At 53.9% G+C, this 24,862-nt stretch carries 22 protein-coding genes; 9 read left to right on the top strand and 13 right to left on the bottom strand.

Annotation, left to right across the window (positions count from 1 at the left end; translation table 11 throughout):
• The first annotated feature begins 82 nt into the window (after nt 1-82).
• From caiB to caiE, 4 genes are all read left to right on the top strand, one after another.
• Nucleotides 83-1,300, top strand: a complete 1,218-nt coding sequence (gene caiB, locus FDW96_RS01840) for an L-carnitine CoA-transferase (RefSeq protein WP_042312412.1) — start codon at nt 83-85, stop codon at nt 1,298-1,300.
• Between the two features lie 62 nt (nt 1,301-1,362).
• Nucleotides 1,363-2,916, top strand: coding sequence for a crotonobetaine/carnitine-CoA ligase (caiC, locus tag FDW96_RS01835; protein WP_137365141.1), 1,554 nt, complete (start codon nt 1,363-1,365; stop codon nt 2,914-2,916).
• A 53-nt stretch (nt 2,917-2,969) separates the two neighbouring features.
• Complete coding sequence (gene caiD / locus FDW96_RS01830; RefSeq protein ID WP_042312416.1) at nt 2,970-3,755, top strand: crotonobetainyl-CoA hydratase; 786 nt, start codon at nt 2,970-2,972, stop codon at nt 3,753-3,755.
• 110 nt (nt 3,756-3,865) lie between these two features.
• Nucleotides 3,866-4,462: a carnitine operon protein CaiE gene (gene caiE, locus FDW96_RS01825; RefSeq protein ID WP_137365140.1), complete on the top strand. Its 597-nt coding sequence runs from the start codon at nt 3,866-3,868 to the stop codon at nt 4,460-4,462.
• Between the two features lie 76 nt (nt 4,463-4,538).
• On the opposite strand, the gene caiF is transcribed toward caiE, so the two are convergent.
• The 5 genes from caiF to FDW96_RS01800 form a co-directional block, all read right to left on the bottom strand.
• Nucleotides 4,539-4,934 (bottom strand): carnitine metabolism transcriptional regulator CaiF, encoded by a 396-nt coding sequence (gene caiF, locus FDW96_RS01820; RefSeq protein WP_042312419.1) that lies wholly within the window; start codon nt 4,932-4,934, stop codon nt 4,539-4,541.
• 275 nt (nt 4,935-5,209) lie between these two features.
• Nucleotides 5,210-8,434: a carbamoyl-phosphate synthase large subunit gene (gene carB / locus FDW96_RS01815; protein ID WP_042312421.1), complete on the bottom strand. Its 3,225-nt coding sequence runs from the start codon at nt 8,432-8,434 to the stop codon at nt 5,210-5,212.
• Between the two features lie 18 nt (nt 8,435-8,452).
• Complete coding sequence (gene carA, locus FDW96_RS01810; protein WP_137365139.1) at nt 8,453-9,601, bottom strand: glutamine-hydrolyzing carbamoyl-phosphate synthase small subunit; 1,149 nt, start codon at nt 9,599-9,601, stop codon at nt 8,453-8,455.
• Nucleotides 9,602-10,056: 455 nt separating this feature from the next.
• On the bottom strand, nt 10,057-10,878 hold the full coding sequence (gene dapB / locus FDW96_RS01805; protein WP_137365138.1) for a 4-hydroxy-tetrahydrodipicolinate reductase: 822 nt from the start codon (nt 10,876-10,878) through the stop codon (nt 10,057-10,059).
• A 133-nt stretch (nt 10,879-11,011) separates the two neighbouring features.
• Nucleotides 11,012-12,019, bottom strand: coding sequence for a LacI family DNA-binding transcriptional regulator (locus tag FDW96_RS01800; RefSeq protein ID WP_137365137.1), 1,008 nt, complete (start codon nt 12,017-12,019; stop codon nt 11,012-11,014).
• Between the two features lie 189 nt (nt 12,020-12,208).
• On the opposite strand from FDW96_RS01800, the gene FDW96_RS01795 reads away from it, so the two are divergent.
• The 5 genes from FDW96_RS01795 to FDW96_RS01775 are packed head-to-tail and all read left to right on the top strand — an operon-like array spanning nt 12,209 to nt 16,519.
• A complete protein-coding gene (locus FDW96_RS01795) occupies nt 12,209-13,954 on the top strand; it encodes a class I mannose-6-phosphate isomerase (RefSeq protein WP_137365136.1) in 1,746 nt (581 codons plus the stop codon).
• A 4-nt stretch (nt 13,955-13,958) separates the two neighbouring features.
• Nucleotides 13,959-14,387: a PTS sugar transporter subunit IIA gene (locus tag FDW96_RS01790; protein ID WP_061382896.1), complete on the top strand. Its 429-nt coding sequence runs from the start codon at nt 13,959-13,961 to the stop codon at nt 14,385-14,387.
• Between the two features lie 11 nt (nt 14,388-14,398).
• A complete protein-coding gene (locus FDW96_RS01785) occupies nt 14,399-14,893 on the top strand; it encodes a PTS sugar transporter subunit IIB (protein ID WP_042312435.1) in 495 nt (164 codons plus the stop codon).
• A 10-nt stretch (nt 14,894-14,903) separates the two neighbouring features.
• On the top strand, nt 14,904-15,701 hold the full coding sequence (locus FDW96_RS01780) for a PTS sugar transporter subunit IIC (protein WP_137365135.1): 798 nt from the start codon (nt 14,904-14,906) through the stop codon (nt 15,699-15,701).
• Complete coding sequence (locus FDW96_RS01775; protein WP_016151643.1) at nt 15,701-16,519, top strand: PTS system mannose/fructose/sorbose family transporter subunit IID; 819 nt, start codon at nt 15,701-15,703, stop codon at nt 16,517-16,519. Before FDW96_RS01780 ends, FDW96_RS01775 begins: the two co-directional genes overlap by 1 nt.
• Before the next feature lie 111 nt (nt 16,520-16,630).
• On the opposite strand, the gene FDW96_RS01770 is transcribed toward FDW96_RS01775, so the two are convergent.
• The 8 genes from FDW96_RS01770 to ribF all read right to left on the bottom strand — a co-directional run bounded on the left by FDW96_RS01770 (nt 16,631) and on the right by ribF (nt 24,855).
• Nucleotides 16,631-17,413 (bottom strand): glucose-6-phosphate isomerase family protein, encoded by a 783-nt coding sequence (locus tag FDW96_RS01770; protein WP_061382893.1) that lies wholly within the window; start codon nt 17,411-17,413, stop codon nt 16,631-16,633.
• Nucleotides 17,406-17,969: a glucose-6-phosphate isomerase family protein gene (locus FDW96_RS01765; RefSeq protein WP_042312440.1), complete on the bottom strand. Its 564-nt coding sequence runs from the start codon at nt 17,967-17,969 to the stop codon at nt 17,406-17,408. Before FDW96_RS01765 ends, FDW96_RS01770 begins: the two co-directional genes overlap by 8 nt.
• A gap of 97 nt (nt 17,970-18,066) precedes the next feature.
• Nucleotides 18,067-18,981 carry a ribonucleoside hydrolase RihC gene (rihC, locus tag FDW96_RS01760; RefSeq protein ID WP_137365134.1) on the bottom strand — a complete coding sequence of 305 codons (915 nt, stop codon included), beginning with the start codon at nt 18,979-18,981 and terminating at the stop codon, nt 18,067-18,069.
• Between the two features lie 65 nt (nt 18,982-19,046).
• Nucleotides 19,047-19,997: a 4-hydroxy-3-methylbut-2-enyl diphosphate reductase gene (gene ispH, locus FDW96_RS01755; RefSeq protein WP_032948486.1), complete on the bottom strand. Its 951-nt coding sequence runs from the start codon at nt 19,995-19,997 to the stop codon at nt 19,047-19,049.
• A 1-nt stretch (nt 19,998) separates the two neighbouring features.
• Entirely contained in the window at nt 19,999-20,448 is a 450-nt protein-coding gene (gene fkpB, locus FDW96_RS01750; RefSeq protein WP_137365133.1) for an FKBP-type peptidyl-prolyl cis-trans isomerase, read from the bottom strand.
• A gap of 117 nt (nt 20,449-20,565) precedes the next feature.
• A complete protein-coding gene (lspA, locus tag FDW96_RS01745) occupies nt 20,566-21,063 on the bottom strand; it encodes a signal peptidase II (RefSeq protein ID WP_003018932.1) in 498 nt (165 codons plus the stop codon).
• Complete coding sequence (gene ileS / locus FDW96_RS01740) at nt 21,063-23,879, bottom strand: isoleucine--tRNA ligase (RefSeq protein ID WP_042312449.1); 2,817 nt, start codon at nt 23,877-23,879, stop codon at nt 21,063-21,065. Before ileS ends, lspA begins: the two co-directional genes overlap by 1 nt.
• Nucleotides 23,880-23,916: 37 nt before the next feature.
• Nucleotides 23,917-24,855: a bifunctional riboflavin kinase/FAD synthetase gene (ribF, locus tag FDW96_RS01735; RefSeq protein WP_038637072.1), complete on the bottom strand. Its 939-nt coding sequence runs from the start codon at nt 24,853-24,855 to the stop codon at nt 23,917-23,919.
• Nucleotides 24,856-24,862: the final 7 nt, after the last annotated feature.

Below are 24,862 nucleotides of genomic sequence, written 5' to 3'. Positions count from 1 at the left end.
TAAGGCGTTTACGCCGCCATCCGGCAACATGCCCGGTGGCGCCGTAGTTGCCGGGCCTACAAAAAATGCCAGGAGAAAAATGATGAATCATTTACCAATGCCAACCTTTGGCCCGCTTGCTGGAGTACGCGTTGTTTTTTCAGGAATCGAAATCGCCGGTCCGTTCGCCGGACAGATGTTCGCCGAATGGGGCGCCGAGGTTATCTGGATTGAAAACGTCGCATGGGCCGATACCATCCGCGTACAGCCTAACTACCCGCAGCTCTCACGCCGCAACCTGCACGCCCTGTCGCTGAATATTTTCAAAGATGAAGGTCGGGAAGCGTTTCTGAAACTGATGGAAACCACCGATATTTTCATTGAAGCCAGTAAAGGCCCTGCCTTTGCGCGCCGCGGTATTACTGATGAAGTGCTGTGGGAACATAACCCGAAACTGGTCATTGCCCACCTTTCTGGCTTCGGCCAGTTTGGTACCGAGGAGTACACCAATCTTCCGGCGTATAACACCATCGCGCAGGCGTTCAGTGGTTATCTGATCCAAAACGGCGACGTTGACCAACCGATGCCAGCCTTCCCGTATACCGCCGATTACTTCTCCGGGATGACCGCGACGACAGCCGCGCTGGCTGCCCTGCACAAAGTGCGCGAAACGGGTAAAGGTGAAAGCATTGATATCGCCATGTACGAAGTGATGCTGCGCATGGGTCAGTACTTCATGATGGACTACTTCAACGGCGGCGAAATCTGTCCACGTATGACGAAAGGGAAGGACCCCTACTACGCCGGCTGCGGCCTGTATAAATGCGCCGATGGTTACATCGTCATGGAGTTGGTCGGCATCACGCAAATCAACGAGTGCTTTAAAGATATTGGCCTTGCCCACATTCTCGGTACGCCGGAAGTTCCGGAAGGCACGCAGCTAATTCATCGCGTGGAATGCCCTTACGGCCCGCTCGTCGAAGAGAAACTGGACGCCTGGCTGGCAACACACACTATCGCCGAAGTTCAGGCGCGCTTTGCTGAGCTGAATATCGCCTGTGCGAAGGTGCTAACCATTCCAGAACTTGAAGGTAATCCGCAGTACGTTGCCCGCGAATCCATTACTCAGTGGCAAACAATGGACGGCCGCACCTGTAAAGGGCCGAACATCATGCCGAAATTTAAAAACAACCCGGGGAAAATCTGGCGTGGCATGCCATCACACGGCATGGATACCGCCGCCATTCTGAAAAACATTGGTTATAGCGAAGCAGACATAAATGAGCTGGTCGGCAAAGGCCTGGCCAGGGTTGAGGAATAAACGCGACGCGCTAACCTGCTCGTTGGTTAGCGCTCACGCCTGATTTCAGTGGATAAAGCAATATGGATATCGTTGGCGGACAAAACTTACGTCAGATGTGGGACGACCTGGCCGAAGTGTACGGAGATAAAACGGCGTTAATTTTCGAATCCTGTGAGGGAATCGTTCGGCAGTTTAGCTATGCCTCGCTAAATGAAGAGATTAACCGCACGGCGAACCTTTTTCATTCCTTAGGGATCCGCAAGGGCGATAGAGTCGCACTGCATCTGGATAACTGTCCGGAATTCATCTTTTGCTGGTTTGGACTGGCAAAAATCGGCGCCATTATGGTGCCGATTAATGCCCGCTTACTGGGCGAAGAAAGTGCCTGGATCCTGCAAAACAGCCAGGTGAGCCTGCTGGTTACCAGCGCCCAGTTTTATCCTATGTACCGTGAAATACGCCAGGAAAATAGCACTCCGCTTAATCATATCTGTCTGATTGGCGAGCAGCTTCCGGCTGACGATGGCGTGAGCCACTTTTCCCAACTGCAAGCACGTCAGTCGGCCACGCTGTGCTATACGCCAGCGTTATCCACTGACGATACGGCGGAAATTTTGTTTACCTCCGGTACCACCTCGCGTCCAAAAGGGGTGGTTATTACCCACTATAATCTGCGTTTTGCGGGCTACTACTCTGCCTGGCAAATCGCCCTGCGCGATGATGACGTGTACATGACGGTGATGCCCGCTTTTCATATCGACTGTCAGTGTACCGCGGCAATGCCAGCCTTTTCCGCCGGCAGTACCTTTGTGCTGCTGGAAAAGTACAGCGCCCGAGCATTCTGGGGTCAGGTACGTAAATATCAGGCGACGGTGACCGAGTGCATCCCGATGATGATCCGCACGCTGATGGTGCAGCCCGCCGCGCCAACGGACAGGCAACATCATCTGCGTGAAGTGATGTTCTATCTCAATCTATCGGCGCAGGAAAAAGACGCCTTTACCGAACGCTTTGGCGTCAGGCTGCTGACCTCTTATGGTATGACTGAAACCATTGTCGGAATTATTGGCGACCGTCCAGGAGACAAACGACGCTGGCCTTCCATTGGTCGCGTGGGTTTTAGCTATGAAGCTGAAATTCGCGACGATCAAAATCGCCCGCTGCCCGCCGGAGAAATTGGCGAAATCTGTATTAAAGGCATCCCCGGCAAGACTATCTTCAAAGAGTATTACATGCAGCCGGAGGCAACCGCCAGGGCGCTGGAACCAGAGGGCTGGTTACATACCGGTGATTCGGGTTACCAGGATGAGGATGGCTACTTCTATTTTGTCGACAGACGCTGCAACATGATTAAACGCGGCGGGGAAAATGTCTCCTGCGTCGAGCTGGAAAATATTATTTCTGCACATCCGAAAATTCAGGACATTGTAGTGGTTGGTATTAAAGATGCGATCCGTGATGAAGCCATTAAAGCATTTATTGTCCTTAATGAAGGTGAAACATTAAGCGAGGCCGAGTTTTTCAGCTTCTGCGAAAACAATATGGCGAAATTCAAGGTTCCCTCTTTTATGGAGATCAGAACCGACCTGCCGCGCAATTGTTCAGGAAAAATAATCAAAAAAAATCTGAAATAAACCTTCCGGCAGGAATCCCTCCCGCCGGGAAACTATTTATCTGGAGATGAACTATGAGTGAATCATTACATCTGACCCGTAACGGCCCGATCCTGGAAATTACCCTCGACCGACCTAAAGCGAATGCCATTGATGCCAAAACCAGTTTTGCGATGGGTGAAGCTTTTCTTAATTTCCGTGACGACCCGGAATTACGCGTAGCAATCATTACCGGCGGCGGTGAGAAATTCTTTTCTGCTGGCTGGGACTTAAAAGCGGCAGCGGAAGGTGAAGCGCCGGATGCCGATTTTGGTCCCGGCGGCTTTGCCGGTTTAACCGAAATATTTGACCTCGATAAGCCGGTCATCGCCGCGGTGAACGGCTATGCGTTTGGCGGCGGTTTCGAACTGGCGCTGGCGGCAGACTTTATTGTCTGCGCCGAAAACGCCAGCTTCGCGCTGCCGGAAGCAAAGCTCGGCATCGTGCCTGACAGCGGCGGCGTTTTGCGCCTGCCTAAGCTGTTGCCACCAGCTATCGTCAACGAAATGGTAATGACCGGCAGACGAATGAGCGCCGAAGAAGCGCTGCGTTGGGGGATCGTGAACCGCGTTGTCAGCCAGAGCGAACTGATGGATAGCGCGCGCGAACTGGCGCAACAACTGGTCAATAGCGCTCCGCTGGCTATCGCGGCGCTGAAAGAGATTTATCGCGCGACCAGTGAAATGCCGGTTGAAGAAGGCTACCGCTACATCCGCAGCGGCGTGCTGAAGCATTATCCTTCGGTACTGCATTCAGAAGATGCGCTCGAAGGACCGCTGGCATTTGCCGAAAAACGCGATCCGGTGTGGAAAGGTCGTTAATGTGACTATGCCGGATGGCGTTTCGCTTATCCGGCCTACAACACATGCACAACCGTAGGCCGGATAAGGTGTTTACGCCGCCATCCGACAAAAAAAACCGAGGTAAAACCATGAGCTATTACGCCTTTGAAGGACTGATCCCGGTGGTGCACCCGGACGCGTTTGTCCATCCCAGCGCCGTGCTGATTGGCGATGTCATCGTGGGTGCTGGTGTTTATATTGGCCCACTCGCGTCATTGCGTGGGGATTATGGTCGCCTGATCCTGGAGGCAGGATCTAATCTGCAGGATGGCTGCATTATGCATGGCTACTGCGATACCGATACCATCGTGCATGAAAACGGCCATATCGGCCACGACGCTATTTTACATGGGTGCGTGGTGGGACGGGACGCCCTGGTCGGCATGAACAGCGTCATTATGGACGGCGCAGTAATTGGCGAAGAGAGCATTGTCGCCGCCATGAGTTTTGTCAAAGCCGGATTTCAGGGTGAGGCAAGGCAACTGCTGGTGGGTTCACCTGCGCGCGTACTACGCCAGGTCACAGACCAGGAGCTGCACTGGAAACGCCTCAACACCAAAGAATATCAGGATCTTGCGGTCCGCTGTCGAACGGGGTTATCTGAAACGAAGCCGTTAACGCAGGTCGAAGAAAACCGGCCGCGCCTGAAAGGCACGACGGACGTAAAGCCAAAATCAGCACAGTAATTGATGCCGGATGCGCTCACGCTTATCCGGCCTACGCGTCAATCACCGTTTATACAGCCATCAGGTAAACAGACAATTAGCGACGCATACTTTTTGACAGCATCATCTGCCATTTCTGCTCACGGTTAAGCTCTGTTGGAGGAACCGCTGACAGGCGCGGTGTTTTCGCCACGCTCACTTTTCTTTCCTGCAAATTATGATTCAATCGGCGATAGAGATGAGAATCAATACTCACGACTTTCACCAGACGCTGGCACTGACAGCCTCGTCCTGCAATCTGGTTAGGGATCATCTTCACTTCACAAACAATTTCCCCCACTTCTGACAGAATATAGGAGAGCGTATTAATTGCTTTGCAGTGTTCAATATCAAATTGACGGGAAATCTCCTTGGCAGTAATCCATCGGTCCTCTGCCATCATCCAGTCAGCGATTAACAAATAAAGCGGTCTTTCAACATATTTTTCACACATAAGCACACCATTTCACAAATTAAAAATCTGGCTACGGCCTGTCCAAATTAATAAAAACCAAGCCATATTAAAATTGTGGATATAAAGATAGTATGCGACTTGAATGTTGATTAGTGTGAGCAATATCGTGCTTATTACATTGAAAATGTGGTTACGGAAACGGACTTCTCCAGGAATGACCTGAAAGAGTAAAAAAAACGGTTCCTATACAGGAACCGTTTGTAATTTATATTGCAGATCCAATTAACGGCAATATCACCGATATCTTCAGTTTATTACTTTTTGATCTGCGCGTGCATTTCCTGCACCGAGGTTACTTTCTCGGTAGCGTCCGCGTTCAGCGCCATCGCGGTGGCGAAGCCGCCGTTCAGTGTAGTGTCGTAGTGCACTTTGTACTGCAGCGCGCTGCGGCGAATCAGCTTGGAGTCTTCAATCGCCTGACGACCTGCGGTGGTGTTGATGATGTAGGTATATTCGCCATTCTTGATGCGGTCCTGAATGTGCGGACGACCTTCATGCACCTTGTTCACCAGACGCGGGTTGATACCGGCTTCGCCCAGCACAATCGCGGTACCGTGGGTGGCATCCAGCTCGAAGCCCTGTTTCAGCAGCTTAGCGGCCAGGTCAACCACGCGCTCTTTGTCACCTTCGCGAACGGAGAGCAGCGCACGGCCCTGTTTCTTCATGGTGGAGTTACTGCCCAGCTGTGCCTTGGCGAACGCTTCCGCGAAGGTACGGCCCACGCCCATCACCTCCCCGGTAGAGCGCATTTCTGGCCCTAACAGCGGGTCTACGCCCGGGAATTTGTTGAACGGCAGCACCACTTCTTTCACCGAGTAGTACGGTGGAATAATTTCTTTGGTCACGCCCTGCTCGGTCAGCGATTTGCCGGCCATCACGCGCGCCGCCACTTTCGCCAGCGGTACGCCGGTGGCTTTGGAGACGAACGGTACGGTACGAGCCGCACGCGGGTTAACTTCAATCAGGTAGACTTCGTTGTCTTTCACCGCAAACTGCACGTTCATCAGGCCGCGCACCTGCAACTCGAAGGCCAGCTTCTGCACCTGCTGGCGCATCACATCCTGAATCTCCTGGCTCAGCGTGTAGGCTGGCAGGGAACAGGCGGAGTCACCGGAGTGTACGCCCGCCTGCTCGATGTGTTCCATGATGCCGCCAATCAGCACCATTTCGCCGTCGCAGATGGCGTCAACGTCGACTTCAATCGCATCATCAAGGAAGCGGTCCAGCAGCACCGGCGCATCGTTAGACACGCTGACCGCAGTCTGGAAGTAGCGACGCAGGTCGGCTTCGTCATAGACGATTTCCATCGCGCGGCCGCCCAGTACGTAGGATGGGCGCACCACCAGCGGGTAACCAATCTCTTTCGCCTTCTCAACCGCTTGTTCAATGGCGGTGACGGTGGCGTTCGCCGGCTGCTTCAGCTTCAGACGGTCAACCGCGTGCTGGAAGCGTTCACGGTCTTCCGCGCGGTCGATGGCGTCCGGACTGGTGCCGATAACCGGTACGCCTGCGGCTTCCAGTTCACGCGCCAGCTTCAGCGGGGTCTGGCCGCCGTACTGCACGATGACGCCCTTCGGCTTCTCGATGCGCACGATTTCCAGCACGTCTTCCAGCGTGACCGGCTCGAAGTACAGACGGTCGGAAGTGTCGTAGTCGGTGGAGACGGTTTCCGGGTTACAGTTGACCATGATGGTCTCGTAGCCGTCTTCGCGCAGCGCCAGCGAGGCGTGTACGCAGCAGTAGTCAAATTCGATACCCTGGCCGATACGGTTCGGGCCGCCGCCGAGGACCATGATTTTATCGCGGTCAACGGACGGGTTAGATTCGCACTCTTCTTCATAGGTGGAGTACATGTAGGCGGTATCGGTGGCGAATTCCGCCGCGCAGGTATCCACGCGCTTGTAGACCGGATGCAGGTTGTACTGGTCGCGCAGCTTGCGGATTTCCGCTTCGCGCACGCCTGCCAGCTTCGCCAGGCGCGCATCGGCAAAACCTTTACGCTTCAGGTGGAACAGGAAGTCAGCGTTGAGGCCGTTAATGCCCACTTCCGCCACTTTCTCTTCCAGACGCACCAGCTCTTCAATCTGCACCAGGAACCAGCGGTCGATGTTGGTCAGGTTGAACACGCCGTCGACGGAGAGGCCCGCGCGGAACGCATCGGCGATGTACCAGATACGCTCAGCGCCCGCATCTTTCAGCTCGCGGCGGATTTTGGTCAGCGCTTCCGGGTCGTCGAGGCTCACTTTCGGGTCGAAACCGGTGGCGCCCACTTCCAGGCCGCGCAGCGCTTTTTGCAGGGATTCCTGCTGCGTGCGGCCAATCGCCATCACTTCGCCGACAGATTTCATCTGGGTGGTCAGACGGTCATTAGCGCCAGCGAATTTCTCGAAGTTGAAGCGTGGAATCTTGGTGACAACGTAGTCGATAGACGGCTCGAAGGAGGCCGGAGTACGCCCGCCGGTGATGTCGTTCATCAGTTCGTCGAGGGTGTAACCCACCGCCAGTTTGGCCGCGACTTTGGCAATCGGGAAGCCGGTGGCTTTCGAGGCCAGCGCCGAGGAGCGGGAGACGCGCGGGTTCATTTCGATAACGATCAGACGACCGTCTTTCGGGTTCACCGAGAACTGGACGTTAGAACCACCGGTCTCGACGCCGATTTCACGCAGTACCGCCATCGAGGCGTTACGCATGATTTGGTATTCTTTGTCGGTCAGGGTCTGCGCCGGGGCCACGGTGATGGAGTCACCGGTGTGGATACCCATCGCATCGAAGTTTTCGATAGAGCAGACGATGATGCAGTTGTCGTTTTTATCACGCACCACTTCCATCTCGTACTCTTTCCAGCCGATCAGCGATTCATCAATCAGCAGCTCGTTGGTTGGCGAGAGATCCAGACCGCGTTCGCAGATTTCTTCGAACTCTTCGCGGTTGTAAGCGATACCGCCGCCGGTGCCGCCCATGGTAAAGCTAGGCCGGATGATGCACGGGAAGCCGACGTCAGCGGCAACCGCCAGCGCTTCTTCCATAGTGTGTGCGATACCGGAACGCGCGGTATCGAGGCCGATTTTCTTCATTGCCACATCGAAGCGACGACGGTCTTCTGCTTTATCAATCGCATCGGCGGTCGCACCAATCATGGTCACGCCGAACTCTTCCAGCACGCCCTGACGCTCCAGCTCCAGCGCACAGTTCAGCGCCGTCTGGCCGCCCATGGTCGGCAGCACCGCATCCGGACGCTCTTTTTCGATGATTTTGCGTACCACTTCCCAGTTAATCGGCTCGATGTAGGTCGCATCGGCCATTTCCGGGTCGGTCATGATGGTTGCCGGGTTAGAGTTCACCAGAATAACGCGGTAGCCCTCTTCGCGCAGCGCTTTACACGCCTGGGCACCGGAGTAGTCAAACTCACACGCCTGACCGATAACAATCGGGCCCGCGCCCAGAATCAGGATACTTTTTATGTCTGTACGTTTTGGCATGGCTCTTATTACTCCTGATTATTTCGCGGACTGACGGTATTGCTCAATAAGCTCGATAAAGTGGTCGAACAGCGGCGCCGCATCGTGCGGGCCTGGACTCGCCTCTGGGTGGCCCTGGAAGCTGAACGCCGGTTTATCGGTACGGTGAATCCCTTGCAGGGTACCGTCGAACAGGGATTTGTGGGTCACGCGCAGGTTGGCTGGCAGAGAGTCTTCATCAACCGCAAAACCGTGGTTCTGCGCGGTGATCATCACCACATTCTTATCCATGTCTTTCACCGGGTGGTTACCACCGTGGTGACCAAATTTCATCTTGATGGTCTTCGCACCGCTCGCCAGCGCCAGCAGTTGATGGCCGAGGCAGATGCCAAATACCGGAATGTCGGTCTGGAGGAATTTCTCAATCGCGTCGATGGCATAGTCGCACGGTGCCGGGTCGCCGGGGCCGTTAGACAGGAACACGCCGTCCGGATTCATCGCCAGCACTTCTTCAGCGGAAGTTTTCGCCGGTACCACCGTCAGGCGGCAGCCGCGGTCCACCAGCATGCGCAGGATGTTGCGCTTGGCGCCAAAATCGTAGGCCACCACGTGGAACGGCAGCTCTTCTGCGGACCTGGCTTCCGGCAGGTCCCCCGAAATCGTCCAGCTACCCTGCGTCCAGCTGTAGGATTCAGCGGTAGTCACTTCTTTTGCCAGGTCCATCCCATTTAAGCCTGGGAACGCTTTGGCCTTTTCTAAGGCCAACGTAGCATCCAGATTATCGCCTGCAATGATGCAGCCGTTCTGAGCGCCCTTCTCGCGCAGCAGTCGCGTCAGCTTACGGGTATCGATATCGGCAATCGCCACGATGTTATGGCGTTTCAGGTAAGAAGAGAGGTCTTCGGTGTTGCGGAAGTTGCTGGCAATCAGCGGCAGGTCGCGAATAACCAGACCCTGAGCGTGAACCTGAGAAGACTCTTCATCGGCGGCATTGGTGCCGACATTACCAATATGGGGATAAGTAAGAGTGACGATTTGGCGAGAATAGGAAGGATCAGTGAGGATTTCTTGATAACCGGTCATTGAAGTATTGAAAACGACTTCCCCAACCGCCGAACCTGTTGCCCCTATGGCCCGACCGTGAAACTGGGTTCCGTCTTCCAGAACCAATAGCGCTGACTTAATCAAAACACCCTCCAGAGAATATTCACTCACTTTATTTGCATATTAATTCATTAACACCTCATGAATCAATGCAAATTTGCTTACCTATGGATTTCTGGCAAACGGCGGCATTCTAGAGATAGCCCACGTAAAAGTCTACCCAAAAGGGTAATTTTTATTATTATTTTACGCCACTGGAATAAATCATTCGATTTAACAGGCAAAAAGATCATCTAACTCAGGGTGGAAAACGCTTGCGGTAGGTAAAGAGTGTAAAAACCGGAAGAGTGATAGAAAAAAGTGGACCATTTGGTCAAAATTTACATTGAGATAACAGAATAAAGCATAAAGACATAAACAAATACGTCCTTAAATAAAAAACCAAGCCAAAATGCAAAAAATTAAAGGGCAATAAAATATTGCCCTATGTAATCAAATAATTATGATTACAATAACCACATCACGAAGGGTAACAAAATCTATAAACTGCGTAAATCAAGCACATCTTTCATATCAAAAAGACCGTTTGACTTAGATTTCAGCCAAACAGCCGATCTCACTGCGCCATTGGCAAACGTCATGCGACTGGATGCTTTATGGGTGATTTCAATACGCTCGCCAATATCAGCAAACATTGCGGTATGTTCGCCGACAATGTCACCGGCGCGTACGGTCGCAAAACCAATAGTGCCCGGCACACGCTCGCCGGTATAACCTTCGCGCGTGTAGACCGCGCAGTCTTTCAGATCTTTATCCAACGCCCCGGCGATCGCCTCGCCCATTGCCAGCGCCGTCCCCGATGGGGCATCCACTTTGTGGCGGTGATGCGCTTCGATAATCTCAATATCGGTATAGTCCCCCATCACTTTTGCCGCTTTCTCCAGCAGCTTGAGCATGACGTTAACGCCGACGCTAAAGTTCGCAGCGAAAACGATAGCAATCTCCTGCGCAGCATCGCGAATAGCCTGCTTACCAACATCATCAAACCCGGTGGTGCCAATCACCATCCCTTTACCGTGCTGGCGGCAAAACGTCAGATGTGTCAGCGTGCCTTCCGGGCGCGTGAAATCGATGAAAACATCGAAATCATCTTTCACCGCCTCAAGGCTGCTTTGTACGGTAACGCCTGTTTTCCCGGCTCCCGCTAACTCTCCGGCATCGCTTCCCAGTAAGGAAGAGCCTTCGCGCTCCAGCACCGCGCCAAGCTGTACGCCATCCATGCCAAGTGTGGCCTGAATCAACTGACGCCCCATGCGTCCTCCGGCTCCCGCGATGGCAACGCGGATTTGTGCATCATGCATAGCTATTCTCTTTTGTTAATTTTGCGTAAATCGTTTTCAGAGTAACCAGCGCATCGCTGCGCCGCCAGCCGAAAACGTCGATAATTAGAATTTAATGATAAACAGCCAGAGATATCAGTAAAAGGCATGACGATCAGCAAAAACCACATGATTCTCTGACTACCAGCGCCGGCGGCAGGATAATACGTTTCGGCGGTTCGTCATTTCCCTGAATACGGCTATAAAGCAGCTCTCCAGCCTTACGACCTATCTCTTTTGCCGCCACCGACACGGTGGTAAGCGCAGGTTGTACCAGCGCCGCTTCGGTGATGTCATCAAACCCCACCAGCGCAAAATCCCGCCCAGGTTCCCGCCCCATTTTACGTAGCGCCTGCATAACCCCAAGCGCCACAATATCCTGATAACAAACGGCGGCGGTAATTTGCGGGTAACGCAGAAGAAGAGACTCCGCTACTTTTGCGCCGTCAATTTGGCTGGCCTGCGTAGCCACGATCCATTCTGGATTCGGCGATATTCCTTGTTCCAGCAATGTGCTGGTGAAGCCACCGATACGCTGTGTCCGACTGCCAGAACCAGGCCCCCCCCCAATAAACGCAATATTCTTATGACCCATTCTGACTAAATGGGTGGTGGCCATTTGCGTACCGAGAAAGTTATCGGTTCCGACAAAATCAAAATCAGGATCGCTAAGGGGACGGACGACCATAATGGCGGGGATATTGCGCCTTTTCAGCGCCTCGAAGAAGGATGTCGGCGTCTCGCGCGCCGCGCAGAGCACCATGCCGCAGGCATTATTGCGCATCAAAGAGTCGACAAATTTTTGCTGCCGTTCCCCTGACTCTTCGCTATTTGCCAGAAACAACAACAGATCATGTCGTTCCATCTCATGGCTTAGCCCTGCAGTCATCTCGCCGTAAAAAGGGTTAGTGATATCGTGGAGCAACAATCCAACCTGATTACTGCTCCGGTTACGCAGGTTAGCGGCGGTTTGATTATACACATAGCCAGCATCATCCAGCGCTTTAAGCACCCGGTCGCGTGTAGCCTGAGAAATTCGCCCCCGGTTACGCAATACCATCGACACGGTCGCCGTGGAGACTCCCGCGCGCTCAGCTACCTGCGCCAAAGTGACTGTGGTCATACCTGCTCCTGATTTTTTATCGAAGGTTAATCGAATAACCGAAATATCGCTTTTTTACGTGTGATTCACATCACGCTAACGCGCTTTTCACCGCTCTTGATTCTGAATATGGCGGGTTAATCGCGTTAACCACACTATGAAAATAAGGTTAATCGATTAATCTTAAATAAGCCAACACGGAGAAAGAAAATGACGACAACCTATAATAAATTCCCTGAGGTTAACGTTCAGGGATATGACGATCACGCCTGGCAGGGTTGGGCGGAGATCCATTCTGTGCTTAACACCAGGGTTTCTGCTGCAGCCAAAACCGTATTGATCGTGGATTGCTATCCGGGCGTGCGGCTTGAAGAACTGGAACAACAGCTTGTCACGACGTTAGATACCGCGCTGGTGCTGAATATTGAATCCGCCCGCCGAGATGAGCAGGCCCTGCATGAGTTACTGGCGCGTAACCTTACCGACGATCGCGTATTCGGCGTCCTTTCCTGCCATCACCTGGATGAGTTTTTTGATAGCGACAAGCTCAGTCAGCTCCGCCAACAGATTGATGCCGTTGCCGAAGGTCTGGTCGTGGTATACGGACCCGGCGCGACGCTGGCGCACCCGGGTGACGTACTGGTTTATGCCGATCTTCCGCGCTGGGAAATTCAGCAACGCATGCGCCATAACGGGCTGGGGAACTGGGGGGCGGAAAACCAGGATGAAGATATTCTTCGTCGGTACAAACGTGCCTTCTTCATTGAGTGGCGGGTATTCGACCGACACAAAACGCCGTTACTCAAACGCGTCGATTATTTGCTTGATACCACGGTAGAAAATCATCCCGCGATGGTCAGCGGCGATGCGTTTCGCGCCGGTCTGCAACAAACAACTCAACAACCGTTTCGCGTTGCCCCGTTCTTCGACCCAGGCGTTTGGGGCGGGCAATGGATGAAAAAACACTTCGATCTCGATCCCTCAGCCCCCAATTACGCGTGGTGTTTTGATTGCGTGCCCGAGGAAAACAGCCTGTTACTGCGTTTTGGCAACGTGCGGATCGAGATCCCCTCTCAGGATCTGGTGCTAACCTGTCCCCGCCCCCTGCTGGGCGAGAAAGTTCACGCACGTTTTGGTGCAGAATTCCCGATTCGTTTTGATTTCCTCGACACCATTGGCGGCCAGAATTTGAGCTTTCAGGTTCATCCGCTCACTGAGTACATTCAGCAGCAGTTTGGTATGCACTATACCCAGGATGAGAGCTATTACATTCTCGAAGCCGAGCCGAACGCCGTGGTGTATCTCGGCACCAAAACCGGGATCGCGCCGCAGGACATGCTCGACGATCTCCGAGCCGCGGGTCGTGGTGAAAAAGCCTTTGATGATGCGCGATTCGTTAATCAGATCCCTGCGCATAAACACGATCACTTCCTGATCCCCGCCGGAACCGTCCACTGCTCGGGTGCAGGAACCATGGTGCTGGAGATCAGCGCAACGCCATATATCTTCACCTTTAAACTGTGGGATTGGGGACGTTTAGGGTTAGACGGCTTACCGCGCCCGGTCCATCTGGATCACGGTCAGCAGGTGATTGACTGGCAGCGCGACACGCAATGGGTACACGACAACCTGGTCAACCGTATCGAGCCTATCGCTGAAGGAGAAGGTTGGCGGGAAGAAAGAACCGGAATGCACGAACGCGAGTTTATTGAAACGCGCCGCCATTGGTTTACGGCACCGGTCACGCACCATACCCATGGCGGCGTAAACGTCCTGAACCTGGTCGAAGGTGCGCAGGCCGTTGTTGAAAGCCCGAGCGGCGCATTTGCCCCGTTTGTCGTCAACTATGCAGAGACCTTTATTATCCCGGCCGCCGTTGGAGAATACCGTATTTCGCCGTTTGGCAAGGGTATCGGCCAGCAGCTCGCTACGATTAAAGCCTGGGTTAGAGGATAAACGCATGATTAACGTTATTGTTGCCACCCATGGTCCCCTGGCGGAAGCGCTTCTCGCCAGCGGTCGTATGGTTTACGGAGAATTACCGCATGTTTACCCCGTCACGCTGAGTGAACAGGCGGGTATTGAAGGGTTTAAACAGACGTTTGCTCAGGTTCTCGCGAGCGCCGGGAAAGATGCTGACGGCGTACTGGTACTTTGTGACATGCAAAGCGGTACGCCGTGGAATGTCGCCTGCCATCATGCGTTTTCTGCACAAACGGTTCCCCCCGTTGCCGTCGTCGCGGGGGTCAATTTCCCGATGCTGTTACAAAGCGAGGAGATCTGTCAATTAACGGATGTTCACGCCGCAGCCGTCGAGCTGTTGGCGTTGACGGTACCCACGTTGATTAAAGCCGCCCCGGTTTTATCCGTTCAGTCCGACGATTTTTAAAGGAAACCACTATGAGTATTTCTTTTGTACGTATCGATGACCGCGTAATCCATGGGCAGCTCGTGACACGTTGGGCCAAAGAGCTGCCCTGTGACGGGATTGTCGCGATAGACGACGCCGTCGCGGCCGACCCTCTGCTCTCTTCGGTAATGAAAGGCGCCGTGCAGGACACCAAAGTCTGGTTGTTTGATACGGCCACCGCGATTGAAAAACTGCCGAAAGTCATTGCCAGCGAGAAGCGTTATTTCGTGATTGGTAAATCACCCGTCACGCTGAAGCGCATTGAAGAAGCAGGTATTAGCCTAAAAAATGCCAACGGCAAGATTAATGTAGGCCCAATGAGCGCCCGTGCCGATACCACCACCATCGGCCCAAACCAGTCGGTGAATGGCGAGGAAATCGCCGCCTTTGACTGGCTGACACAACATGGGCACCTGGTTGAGTTTCGCCTGGTCCCTGACGCCAGTTGCTACAGCTGGCAGGACGCACGTCAGAAGCTGAAATAAGGAGCGCACGATGATTATCGAAGCTACGTTGATTGGCATACTTTGCTACCTCGGCGCGCTCAGCAGCCCCTGGCTGCTGGGACTGACTGGCGGCTGGTATCTGATCACCCGTCCGCTGATTTCCGGAATGTTGGTCGGGATTATCCTTGGCGATATTAAAACAGGGATCATGATTGGCGTCGCGGTTCAGGCAGTGTATATCGCGATGGTTACACCTGGCGGTTCGATGCCCGCCGACCTCAACTTTGTTGCTTACCCGGCTATTGCTTTAGGGATCCTTTCCGGAAAGGGCCCCGAGGTCGCGGTCGCGCTGGCAGCCACCATCGGTATCGCCGGCACCATTTTGTTTAACGCAATGATGGTACTGAACTCCTTCTGGAATCACCGGGCAGATGTGGCGCTGGAGCGGGGCGACGAACGCGGTATTTACCTGAACAGCGCCATCTGGCCACAGGTGACAAGCTTTGTCCTGCGTTTTGTACCGACCTTTATTGCGGTCTACTTCGGGGCGCAATACATCAGCGGTTTTATGGACAGTTTGCCGAAAATTGTTCTGTCGACGATGAACGTACTGGGAGGCATTTTACCCGCCGTCGGGATCGCGATTTTGCTTAAGCAGATTATCAAAAATTACACCATGCTGATCTACTTCCTCGTCGGTTTTGTCTGCATCGTCTTTTTAAAACTCAACATGGTCGCGCTAGTGATCGTCGGTTCGCTGTTGGCGTTGATCCATTACAACTACAAACCAGAACCGCCACAGACTACGCATGCAAAGTCGGTCGTTGATGATGAGGATGAATTCTGATGGAAGAACGTACACTTACGCGTAAAGATCTTCGCCGCTGCTGGCGCGCATGGATGATGCACAACTTGTCATCCATGAGCTTTGAACGTCTGGAATCTTTTGGCTTTTGCCTGAGTATGCTCCCGGTGGCGAAAAAGCTCTATCCCGACGCCGCCCAACGTACTGAAATGCTGCGCCGTCACGCCTCGTTTTATAATACGGAGCCGCAGATAGGCGCGATCGTTAATGGCATGGTACTGGGGCTGGAAGAGAAAAAAGCGAACGGTGAGCCGATCGATGGGGAAACGATTAATACCCTGAAGGTTGGACTGATGGGCCCTATAGCCGGGATTGGCGATTCGATGATCCCGGGCATGCTGATCCCTATCCTGCTCAGTATCGGTATGGCCCTGGCGGCTGGTGGTAACATTCTGGGACCGCTGTTTTATACCGTCGCCTGGCTGGCAATCATTATTCCCGGCTCATGGTTTTTGTTCCTCAAAGGCTACAAAATGGGATCCGGCTCGGTGGAAATGCTGGTGAGCAGCAAATCTGCCCGCCTGCGTGAAGCGTTATCACTATTGGGCGTGTTTGTTATGGGGGGCGTAGCGGCGAGCTACGTTAAACTTGGCACCGGGCTGGAATTTATCACCAAGGATGGGGTAAATATTCATGTGCAACAGATGCTGGACGGAATTTTCCCGCAGCTATTGCCGCTGATTGTTGTATTGGGCACGTGGTATCTGATGGCCAAGCGTGGCGTGTCGCCAGTAAAAGCGATGATTTTATTGTTGATACTGGCTGCGCTCGGCGTTGCGACAGGCCTGTTTGCAGGGTAGTGCCTGTCATTTGCCGGATGGCACATACGCTTATCCGGCCTACTCTACTGTACCGCGTTTTTCAGTTTGTAGGCCAGGCAAAATCAGAACCGGGGCTATGCCCCGGTTATTTTATGGATGGAAATTTTGCCACAGCTCGGGGTGCCTGTCCGGGCGTGATATAAATTGAAAGCGCGCCGGGTCCTCGATGAATTGCTGGTAAACAGGCGCGGAAGTAATCGAGAATTCCGTATATTGTCGGGGCGTAACGGCGTGTAATCTCCCGGGTATGTATCGCGAATTATGCTGCCAGATGACATGGTTGCCCTGCAATAACGGGTACCACGCCAACCCTTTATGCGCGCGCACAGCCTCGTACTCAAAACCATATTCACGATCGCACCACGCACCAAAAGTTAACGGTATATTCGGATCTGCGGATATGGTCGCATGCCCCCAACCGGGCGGAACCAGCACTTTTTCACCGGGTCCGGCAATCACAGCAAAACAACGCCCAGGGTCGTCCTCGACATACTCCTGCATATAGATTATCGCTTTTCCCTGCCAGATTTCGTAAAGCTCTGGCGGGGACCAGCCGCTGTGCTGGCTGATACGATGAATATGCCCCTGGCTACGCACCGGCTCTTCCCCCAGCCGTCCCGCTGCATAAGTCACCACGCCAAACAACAGCATCCGCTTTTTCAGCTCTTCGCGATCCTGCATTCGTGCCACATCCATCGCAATGGCATACACCTCTTCCGGCCCCTCACAATGCGGATCGCGCAGTGAGGCGCGAATGTGATCGAGTCGGCGAATCTCCGGCATCGGTCCAGTGACTTCATCCCCATAGCTAAAGCCAAGCGGATGGTGATGAACCCTCATATCCAGGCCATAAGAATGCGCTAAGTCAGCCATTCTGTACCTCCTTCGCCTGAATCGTCTTATTTTCCTCAAAGACTCTTATTCTGAAGCCCCTGGTCAGCGCCGCATAATCATGGCCTGCAATCCCTGGCCATACGGCGAGCGCCGACAGAATCTCTTCCCCTGTGTTGATTAACCGGTGTGCGGTAAAACCGGGGATGATGTGGACGGATCCGGCGAATACCTTTTCCAGCCTCGCCTCACCCTGTTCAGTTTGCAACAGCAGCAACCCCGTGCCACGCAGACCAAAATAGACCTCACCCTGTTCGCGACGCGCATGGAAATGCCCACGGGTCATAAAATACTCGCGGCCGATCCGGCCAGGATAAAGATGGGTAACACCGGTGTAGAGTTCGCCTTCTGCGGGGGACGTATGCAACATCTCAACGTCATATACGACCTGCTCGCCTGACAGTTGCTGGCGGGCATTTTCATCGGCAAAAACGTCAGTAAGATCCTGAATGCGAGTGGATTTACGCAATAACGGGCCATCGGCTAATGCGCCGCTTGCCCACGCCACCTGCGGTGGCTGGATAAAAGAAAGGTTCATATGTGTCTCCGGCCCGAGGAGAACAACAGGATAAGATTAGCAGATTAATCGATTAACCTGCTAATTCTGTCTGCATATTGCGGGCCGGATCACAGCCTCAAGGTGCCAGCGCCAGCACCTCTGCCACCCACTGCTGGAACCCCTCAACGTCAAGATCCAGTGCAACCTGGGCATTTGCCGGATGACCCAAATGCCCTTCAATATCCACCACCGTGGTACCCGAGGTATATTCCCCCTGAGTTTCCACCGCCACGAAGCACGGCTGCAGGGTAAACAGTTCCGGGCGCACCAGCCAGGCAATCGCGCACAGGTCGTGCATCCGCAGTCCTGTATTCATACTGCCGCTGCGGTAATGGCTAAATAGCGCGTGCAGCATTTTTCCCGTCTGGTTAAGTTGAGGCAAGGTCGCCAGATAGTCCGGGGCGAGCATAGCCTGATTAGTGACATCCAGCCCACACATCACAATCTCCAGCCCGCTGTGGAAAACTTTCGCGGCGGCCTCAGGATCGATAGCAATATTAAACTCGGCGTTTGGCGTGAAGTTCCCGCGCCCGGCAGAACCGCCCATAATCACCAAACGGTGAATATTGAATACGCATTCAGGGTAATGAGTCAGCAGTAGCGCGATGTTGGTCAGCGGGCCAATCGCCACCAACGTCACGGGCTGCGGGGCATGCATCAGCGCGTCACGAATAGCCTGGAAGGCGGGTTTTGCCATCGCCTGGCGGTCATGTTCAACAAATTCATACCCTTCCATACCGGACTCGCCGTGCACGGAAGCGGCATCTCGCAGCGGCCGTACCAGTGGCATTGATGCCCCTTGCGCCAGCGGAATATCCGCATTCCAGAAATGCAGCAACTGCAACGCATTACGGGTAGTTTTTTCCACCGAAACGTTGCCTGCTACCGTGGTCATCAGTTGCAGATCCAGCTCAGGGGCAAACAGCGCGGCGGCAATAGCGGCGGCATCATCAATGCCGGGATCGGTATCAAGAATGATCGGTAAGCGCATGGTTTCTCCATAAAAAATGCCAGACGTTAAGTCTGGCATCTTCTCATAATCGTATCGTGAAAGACTTACTCTACTTCACGAACATCCACACGCAGCTCTTTAGGCACTTCGAAAACAATATTTTCTTCACGGCCTTCCAGCGGGATAGCTTCCCCACCGCCAAGCTCCTGCAGGCGAGCGATCACGTTTTGCACCAGGATATCCGGTGCCGAGGCTCCGGCCGTCACGCCCACACACTTCGCCTCTTTTACCCACGCTTCCTGGATATCGGTCGCATCGTCGATCAGATACGCCGCTTTCCCCATGCGCTGGGCCAGTTCAGCCAGACGGTTGGAGTTAGAGGAGTTTTTCGAGCCGACCACCAGCACCACATCAGCCTGTTCCGCCAGCGCGCGAACCGCTTCCTGACGGTTGGTGGTGGCATAACAGATATCGTCTTTGCGTGGCCCGACAATTTTCGGGAAGCGTTGACGCAGCGCGTCAATAACGTCAGAGGTGTCGTCAACGGAGAGCGTGGTCTGCGTCATGAAGGATAATTTTCCTTCATTTTTCACATTCAGTTTCAGTACATCTTCCGGTGATTCAACCAGATACATTCCCCCTTGCGGGTTGCTGTACTGCCCCATCGTGCCTTCGACTTCCGGGTGCCCGGCGTGTCCAATCAGAATTGACTCTTCACCGCGACGGCTGGCGCGCGCCACTTCCATATGCACTTTGGTGACTAACGGACAGGTGGCATCGAAAACCGTGAGGTCACGGCCTTTGGCTTCGTTACGCACAGCCTGAGAGACGCCATGAGCGGAGAAAATTAGGATCGCGCCGTCCGGCACTTCACTGATTTGTTCAATGAAAATAGCGCCGCGCTCGCGCAGGCTATCCACCACATAGCGGTTATGCACCACCTCATGACGGACATAAATTGGCGCGCCATAAATAGCCAGCGCGTTTTCTACAATGCTGATAGCGCGGTCTACGCCAGCGCAAAAACCGCGCGGGTTAGCCAACAGGATCTGCATTTTACGCCTCCAGTGCCGGTTCGACTTCCAGCACTTCAATATCAAAATGAACGGTATGCCCGGCCAGCGGATGGTTGAAATCAACCGTGATCGAGTCACCGTTGATTTCACGAATCACACCTGGCATCTCACTGCCGTCCATTGCGGTAAAGAGCATAATAGCGCCAATTTCTGGCTCGCCCGCGTCCATAAATTCCCGACGCGAGAAATACTGAATTAAGTCCGGGCTTGGCACGCCAAAGGCGGCATCCGGCTCCAGGGAAAAAGTGGTTTTATCACCCTCTTTTAGCCCCAGCAGGTGTTGTTCCAGTCCTTCAGACAGAGAACCATCGCCCAGGCGAAACAGCGCAGGCTTGCCGTTATTGCGGGTTGACTCTGCGGTGGAGCCATCGTCGAGCTTAAGGGTGAAGTGCACCAGCACCGCACTGTTACTCTGTACTGATTTAGACATGCAGGTTGCTCTTTAAAATTGCTGCCGCCTGTTTGCCCGGTGGCGCTACGCTTACCGGGCCTACAAGGTTCGCGATAGATTGTAAGCCGGATTAGCATAGCGCCATCCGGCATTTTTTTATGCGGCTTTTTTCTCTTTCGACGGTAAGAAGCCTTCGAGAACAATCAATGCCGCGCCGATACAGATTGCCGTATCAGCCAGGTTGAATGTCGCGAAATGCCAGTCACCGACGTAAAAGTCAATCATATCAACCACGAAGCCATGCCACAGGCGATCGAACAGATTGCCCAGCGCACCGCCAATGATTAACGCATACGCGATGTTGTTCAGCTTCTGCGTCGCCTTCGAGCGATACATCATCACCATCAGGATGACGCAGATACCAATAGCGATACCGGCAAAAAACCAACGTTGCCAGCCGCCGCTGTCGGCTAAGAAGCTAAACGCCGCGCCATAGTTTCGCGCGTAGTGCAGATTAAGCGACGGGAACAGCGATACCGTATCCCCCAGAGCAAAGTTCTGGAGGATCAGGTACTTGCTGCCTAAATCGATAATCAGCACGACTACCACCAGCCATAGCCAGCGTAGTCCTGTTGAACAAAGAGGCTTACTCATCAGGCAAACTTACGTTGTTCGCCATCACCGGCGATGTTGCTGACACAGCGTCCGCAGATATCTGCATGTTCCGCCACCTGGCCGACGTCGGTAGTGTAATGCCAGCAGCGCGGGCACTTCTCACCTTCGGCTTTGCTCAGTACGATTTTCAGACCTTTGAGCAGTTCGCTCTGCTGAGCATCAGCTGGCGCCGCGGCATAGTCCGCAACGCTCGCGCCGGAGGTCAGCAGCACAAAGCGCAACTCTTCGCCGAGTGCGGTCAGTTTCGCCGCCAGTTCGGGTTCAGCGTACAGGGTGACTGCCGCTTCCAGAGAACCGCCGACTTTCTTATCCGCACGCGCTTGCTCGATAACCTTGTTCACTTCGCCGCGTACTTTCAGCAGCTCGTCCCAGAAGGTATCGTTCATCGCCTCGGTTTCGCCTAAGCCAAACAGGCCTTCGTACCATTCACCGGTAAAGACGTATTTTTCACGATCGCCCGGCAGGTAGCCCCAGATTTCATCAGCGGTGAAGGACATGATCGGCGCCATCCAGCGAACCAGCGCTTCTGCAATGTGGAACAGCGCAGTCTGGCAGCTACGACGCGCCCGGCTTTCCGCTTTCGCGGTGTACTGGCGGTCTTTGATGATGTCGAGGTAGAACGAACCCATTTCGACGGAGCAGAAACGCATCAGGCGCTGTACCACTTCGTGGAAGTCATAGGCTTCGTAAGCTTTCAGGATCTCTTCCTGGGCCGCTTGCGCACAACCTACCGCCCACCTGTCCAGCACCACCATCTCTTCCGGTTTCACCATGTCTTTTACTGGATCGAACCCGTTCAGGTTCGCCAGCAGGAAGCGCGCGGTGTTACGGATACGACGATAGCTGTCGGCTGCACGTTTCAGGATTTCGTCAGAAACCGCCATTTCACCGGTGTAATCGGTAGACGCGACCCACAGACGCAGAATATCCGCGCCGAGTTTGTTCATCACGTCCTGCGGAGAAACGGTGTTACCGATAGACTTGGACATCTTACGGCCCTGACCATCCACGGTGAAACCGTGAGTCAGTACCTGGCGATAAGGTGCTTTGCCTTTCATGGCAGTGGAGATCATCAGAGAAGACATGAACCAGCCGCGGTGTTGGTCAGAGCCTTCCAGATACATATCCGCTGCGTGGCCAGCAAATTCAGGACGCACGTCCACAACGGATGAGTGGGTGGAACCAGAGTCAAACCATACGTCCAGCGTATCCGGGACTTTGACATACTGGTCTGCTTCATCGCCGAGGATATCTTTCGGATCGAGATCCCACCACGCCTGGATACCGTCAATTTCAACGCGTTTAGCCACTTCTTCCATCAGTTCGATAGCGCGCGGATGCAGCTCTTCGGTGTCTTTGTGAACGAACAGAGACATCGGCACACCCCACGTACGTTGACGGGAGATACACCAGTCAGGACGATTGGCAACCATGGATTCAATACGTGCCTGGCCCCAGTCAGGGATCCACTGCACGCCTTTGATCTCTTTCAGAGACTGCGCGCGCAAGCCTTTCTGATCCATGCTGACGAACCACTGCGGGGTCGCACGGAAGATGATCGGCGTTTTATGGCGCCAGCAGCACGGATAGCTATGCTGCATCTTCTCGACATGCAGCAACGCGCCTTTTTCGCTCAGCAGAGCGACAACAATATCGTTGGCTTTAAAGACGTTTACGCCGTCCAGGGTCGGGTAGGTGCCCGCCAGATAAGCGCCATCCGGACCAACCGGGTTCGCCACTTCCAGACCATATTTTTGACCGATGACATAGTCGTCCGGGCCGTGGCCAGGCGCGGTATGTACCGCCCCGGTACCCGCATCCAGCGTGACGTGATCGCCCAGAATCGCTGGCACGTCAAAACCCATAAACGGGTGGGTAAAGCGCAACAGTTCCAGCTCTGCGCCTTTAACGGTACCCAGAATGGTGTAGTCAGCCGCGCCAATACGCTGCATGACGCTTTCAACCAGATCTTTCGCCAGAATCACGGCCTGGCCATCGATCTGCACCAGCGCATAGTCAAAATCAGGCGCCAGGGAGATCGCGCGGTTCGCCGGCAACGTCCACGGGGTGGTGGTCCAGATAACCAGCGAGATCGGGCCGTTAACGTCAGAAACGGCAAATTTCGCTTTCACCGCGTCCTGATCGGCTGCGTGGAACGCCACATCGATGGACGGGGAGGTTTTGTCATAATACTCAACTTCCGCTTCCGCCAGCGCGGAACGGCAGTCAACGCACCAGTGCACCGGCTTCGCACCTTTATGCAGGTGACCGTTGCCGATGATTTTACCCAGCGCGCGAATGATGTTGGCTTCGGTTTTGAAGTCCATGGTCAGGTACGGATGCGACCAATCGCCCAGCACGCCAAGACGGATAAAGTCTTTACGCTGACCGTCAACCTGTGTAGCAGCGTATTCACGGCATTTAGCGCGAAACTCAGCGGCGGTGAACTTCTCGCCCGGTTTGCCATATTCCTGCTCTACTTTCAGCTCGATCGGCAGACCGTGGCAGTCCCAGCCCGGAACGTAAGGCGAGTCATAGCCCGTGAGTCCTTTGGACTTCACGATAATGTCTTTCAGAATCTTGTTAACCGAGTGACCAATATGAATACTGCCATTCGCATAAGGAGGGCCATCATGCAGAATGAAGGTTTTTTTGCCTTTTTTGGCCGCACGAATGATGCCGTACAGGTCATCATCAGTCCAACGCGCCAGCATTCCCGGTTCGCGCTTGGCGAGATCGCCGCGCATCGGGAACCCTGTTTCCGGCAAATTCAGGGTTGATTTATAGTCACTCATCAGATTCTCGGTTCCGTATTTAAAACTCGTATAGGCATTAAGCCGGTTTTGTTAGCCCAAAAAAATCGCGGGCAGTCAACTCATCACGCGCAATCTGCGCTTTTAGTTCATCCAGCGAGGCAAATCGCTGCTCGCTGCGAATTTTTTTACGCAGCACTACATCTATATGGCGACCGTAGAGGTCCATTACAACGTCCAGTAGATGCACTTCCAACTGCTGACGTACGCCGGCTACCGTCGGGCGGGTGCCGATATTGGCAACGCCGGGAAAAGGTTTGTCACCCAGCCCCATCACTTCAACCGCATAAACCCCTTTCACCGGAGAAACCTGGCGACGAAGCGGTAAGTTTGCCGTCGGAAAACCAATGGTGCGTCCTAACTCGTCACCATGTACCACCCGTCCTGAGATGGTAAAAGGGTGCCCAAGCAGGCTTTCGGCCAACTGCAGGTTATCTTCAGCCAGAGCCTGACGTACCGCGGTGCTACTAATACGCACACCGCCTTCACAGAAGGTCTGGGTACTGGTGATATCAAAGCCATACTCAGCGCCCGCTTCCTGTAATAACAAGAAATCGCCCGCACGGCTAGCGCCAAAGCGGAAATCATCGCCCACGGCAAGGAATTGTACACCAAGGCGCTTAACCAGCAGATCGCTGATAAAAGTCTGCGCCGTTAATGCCGCGAAGCGCCTGTCAAAACGCACGCACAGTACGTAATCTACGCCACACTCCGCCAGATAACGCAGTTTTTCTCGCAGGCGAGTAAGGCGCGCAGGCGACTTGTCCGTTGCAAACAGCTCTAATGGCTGTGGCTCGAAAATCATCACCATCACCGGCAAATTGCGTTTGCGCCCTTCTTCCCGTAAGCCCTGCAGCAACGCACGATGACCACGGTGCACGCCGTCGAAATTACCAATAGTCAGCACACACCCATGCGGGGCCTGACTGAGATTATGTATGCCTCGTATCAGCTTCATGTCTGGC

This window comes from Citrobacter sp. TBCS-15, assembly GCF_005280815.1.
Lineage (GTDB): Bacteria > Pseudomonadota > Gammaproteobacteria > Enterobacterales > Enterobacteriaceae > Citrobacter > Citrobacter werkmanii.
This window is presented reverse-complemented; position numbering and strand designations above follow the sequence as displayed.

Coding starts and splice junctions, on each gene's coding strand:
- caiB (WP_042312412.1), top strand. CDS start 83: ATGAATCATTTACCAATGCCAACCTTTGGCCCGCTTGCTGGAGTACGC.
- caiC (WP_137365141.1), top strand. CDS start 1,363: ATGGATATCGTTGGCGGACAAAACTTACGTCAGATGTGGGACGACCTG.
- caiD (WP_042312416.1), top strand. CDS start 2,970: ATGAGTGAATCATTACATCTGACCCGTAACGGCCCGATCCTGGAAATT.
- caiE (WP_137365140.1), top strand. CDS start 3,866: ATGAGCTATTACGCCTTTGAAGGACTGATCCCGGTGGTGCACCCGGAC.
- caiF (WP_042312419.1), bottom strand. CDS start 4,934: ATGTGTGAAAAATATGTTGAAAGACCGCTTTATTTGTTAATCGCTGAC.
- carB (WP_042312421.1), bottom strand. CDS start 8,434: ATGCCAAAACGTACAGACATAAAAAGTATCCTGATTCTGGGCGCGGGC.
- dapB (WP_137365138.1), bottom strand. CDS start 10,878: ATGCATGATGCACAAATCCGCGTTGCCATCGCGGGAGCCGGAGGACGC.
- FDW96_RS01800 (WP_137365137.1), bottom strand. CDS start 12,019: ATGACCACAGTCACTTTGGCGCAGGTAGCTGAGCGCGCGGGAGTCTCC.
- FDW96_RS01795 (WP_137365136.1), top strand. CDS start 12,209: ATGACGACAACCTATAATAAATTCCCTGAGGTTAACGTTCAGGGATAT.
- FDW96_RS01790 (WP_061382896.1), top strand. CDS start 13,959: ATGATTAACGTTATTGTTGCCACCCATGGTCCCCTGGCGGAAGCGCTT.
- FDW96_RS01785 (WP_042312435.1), top strand. CDS start 14,399: ATGAGTATTTCTTTTGTACGTATCGATGACCGCGTAATCCATGGGCAG.
- FDW96_RS01780 (WP_137365135.1), top strand. CDS start 14,904: ATGATTATCGAAGCTACGTTGATTGGCATACTTTGCTACCTCGGCGCG.
- FDW96_RS01775 (WP_016151643.1), top strand. CDS start 15,701: ATGGAAGAACGTACACTTACGCGTAAAGATCTTCGCCGCTGCTGGCGC.
- FDW96_RS01770 (WP_061382893.1), bottom strand. CDS start 17,413: ATGGCTGACTTAGCGCATTCTTATGGCCTGGATATGAGGGTTCATCAC.
- FDW96_RS01765 (WP_042312440.1), bottom strand. CDS start 17,969: ATGAACCTTTCTTTTATCCAGCCACCGCAGGTGGCGTGGGCAAGCGGC.
- rihC (WP_137365134.1), bottom strand. CDS start 18,981: ATGCGCTTACCGATCATTCTTGATACCGATCCCGGCATTGATGATGCC.
- ispH (WP_032948486.1), bottom strand. CDS start 19,997: ATGCAGATCCTGTTGGCTAACCCGCGCGGTTTTTGCGCTGGCGTAGAC.
- fkpB (WP_137365133.1), bottom strand. CDS start 20,448: ATGTCTAAATCAGTACAGAGTAACAGTGCGGTGCTGGTGCACTTCACC.
- lspA (WP_003018932.1), bottom strand. CDS start 21,063: ATGAGTAAGCCTCTTTGTTCAACAGGACTACGCTGGCTATGGCTGGTG.
- ileS (WP_042312449.1), bottom strand. CDS start 23,879: ATGAGTGACTATAAATCAACCCTGAATTTGCCGGAAACAGGGTTCCCG.
- ribF (WP_038637072.1), bottom strand. CDS start 24,855: ATGAAGCTGATACGAGGCATACATAATCTCAGTCAGGCCCCGCATGGG.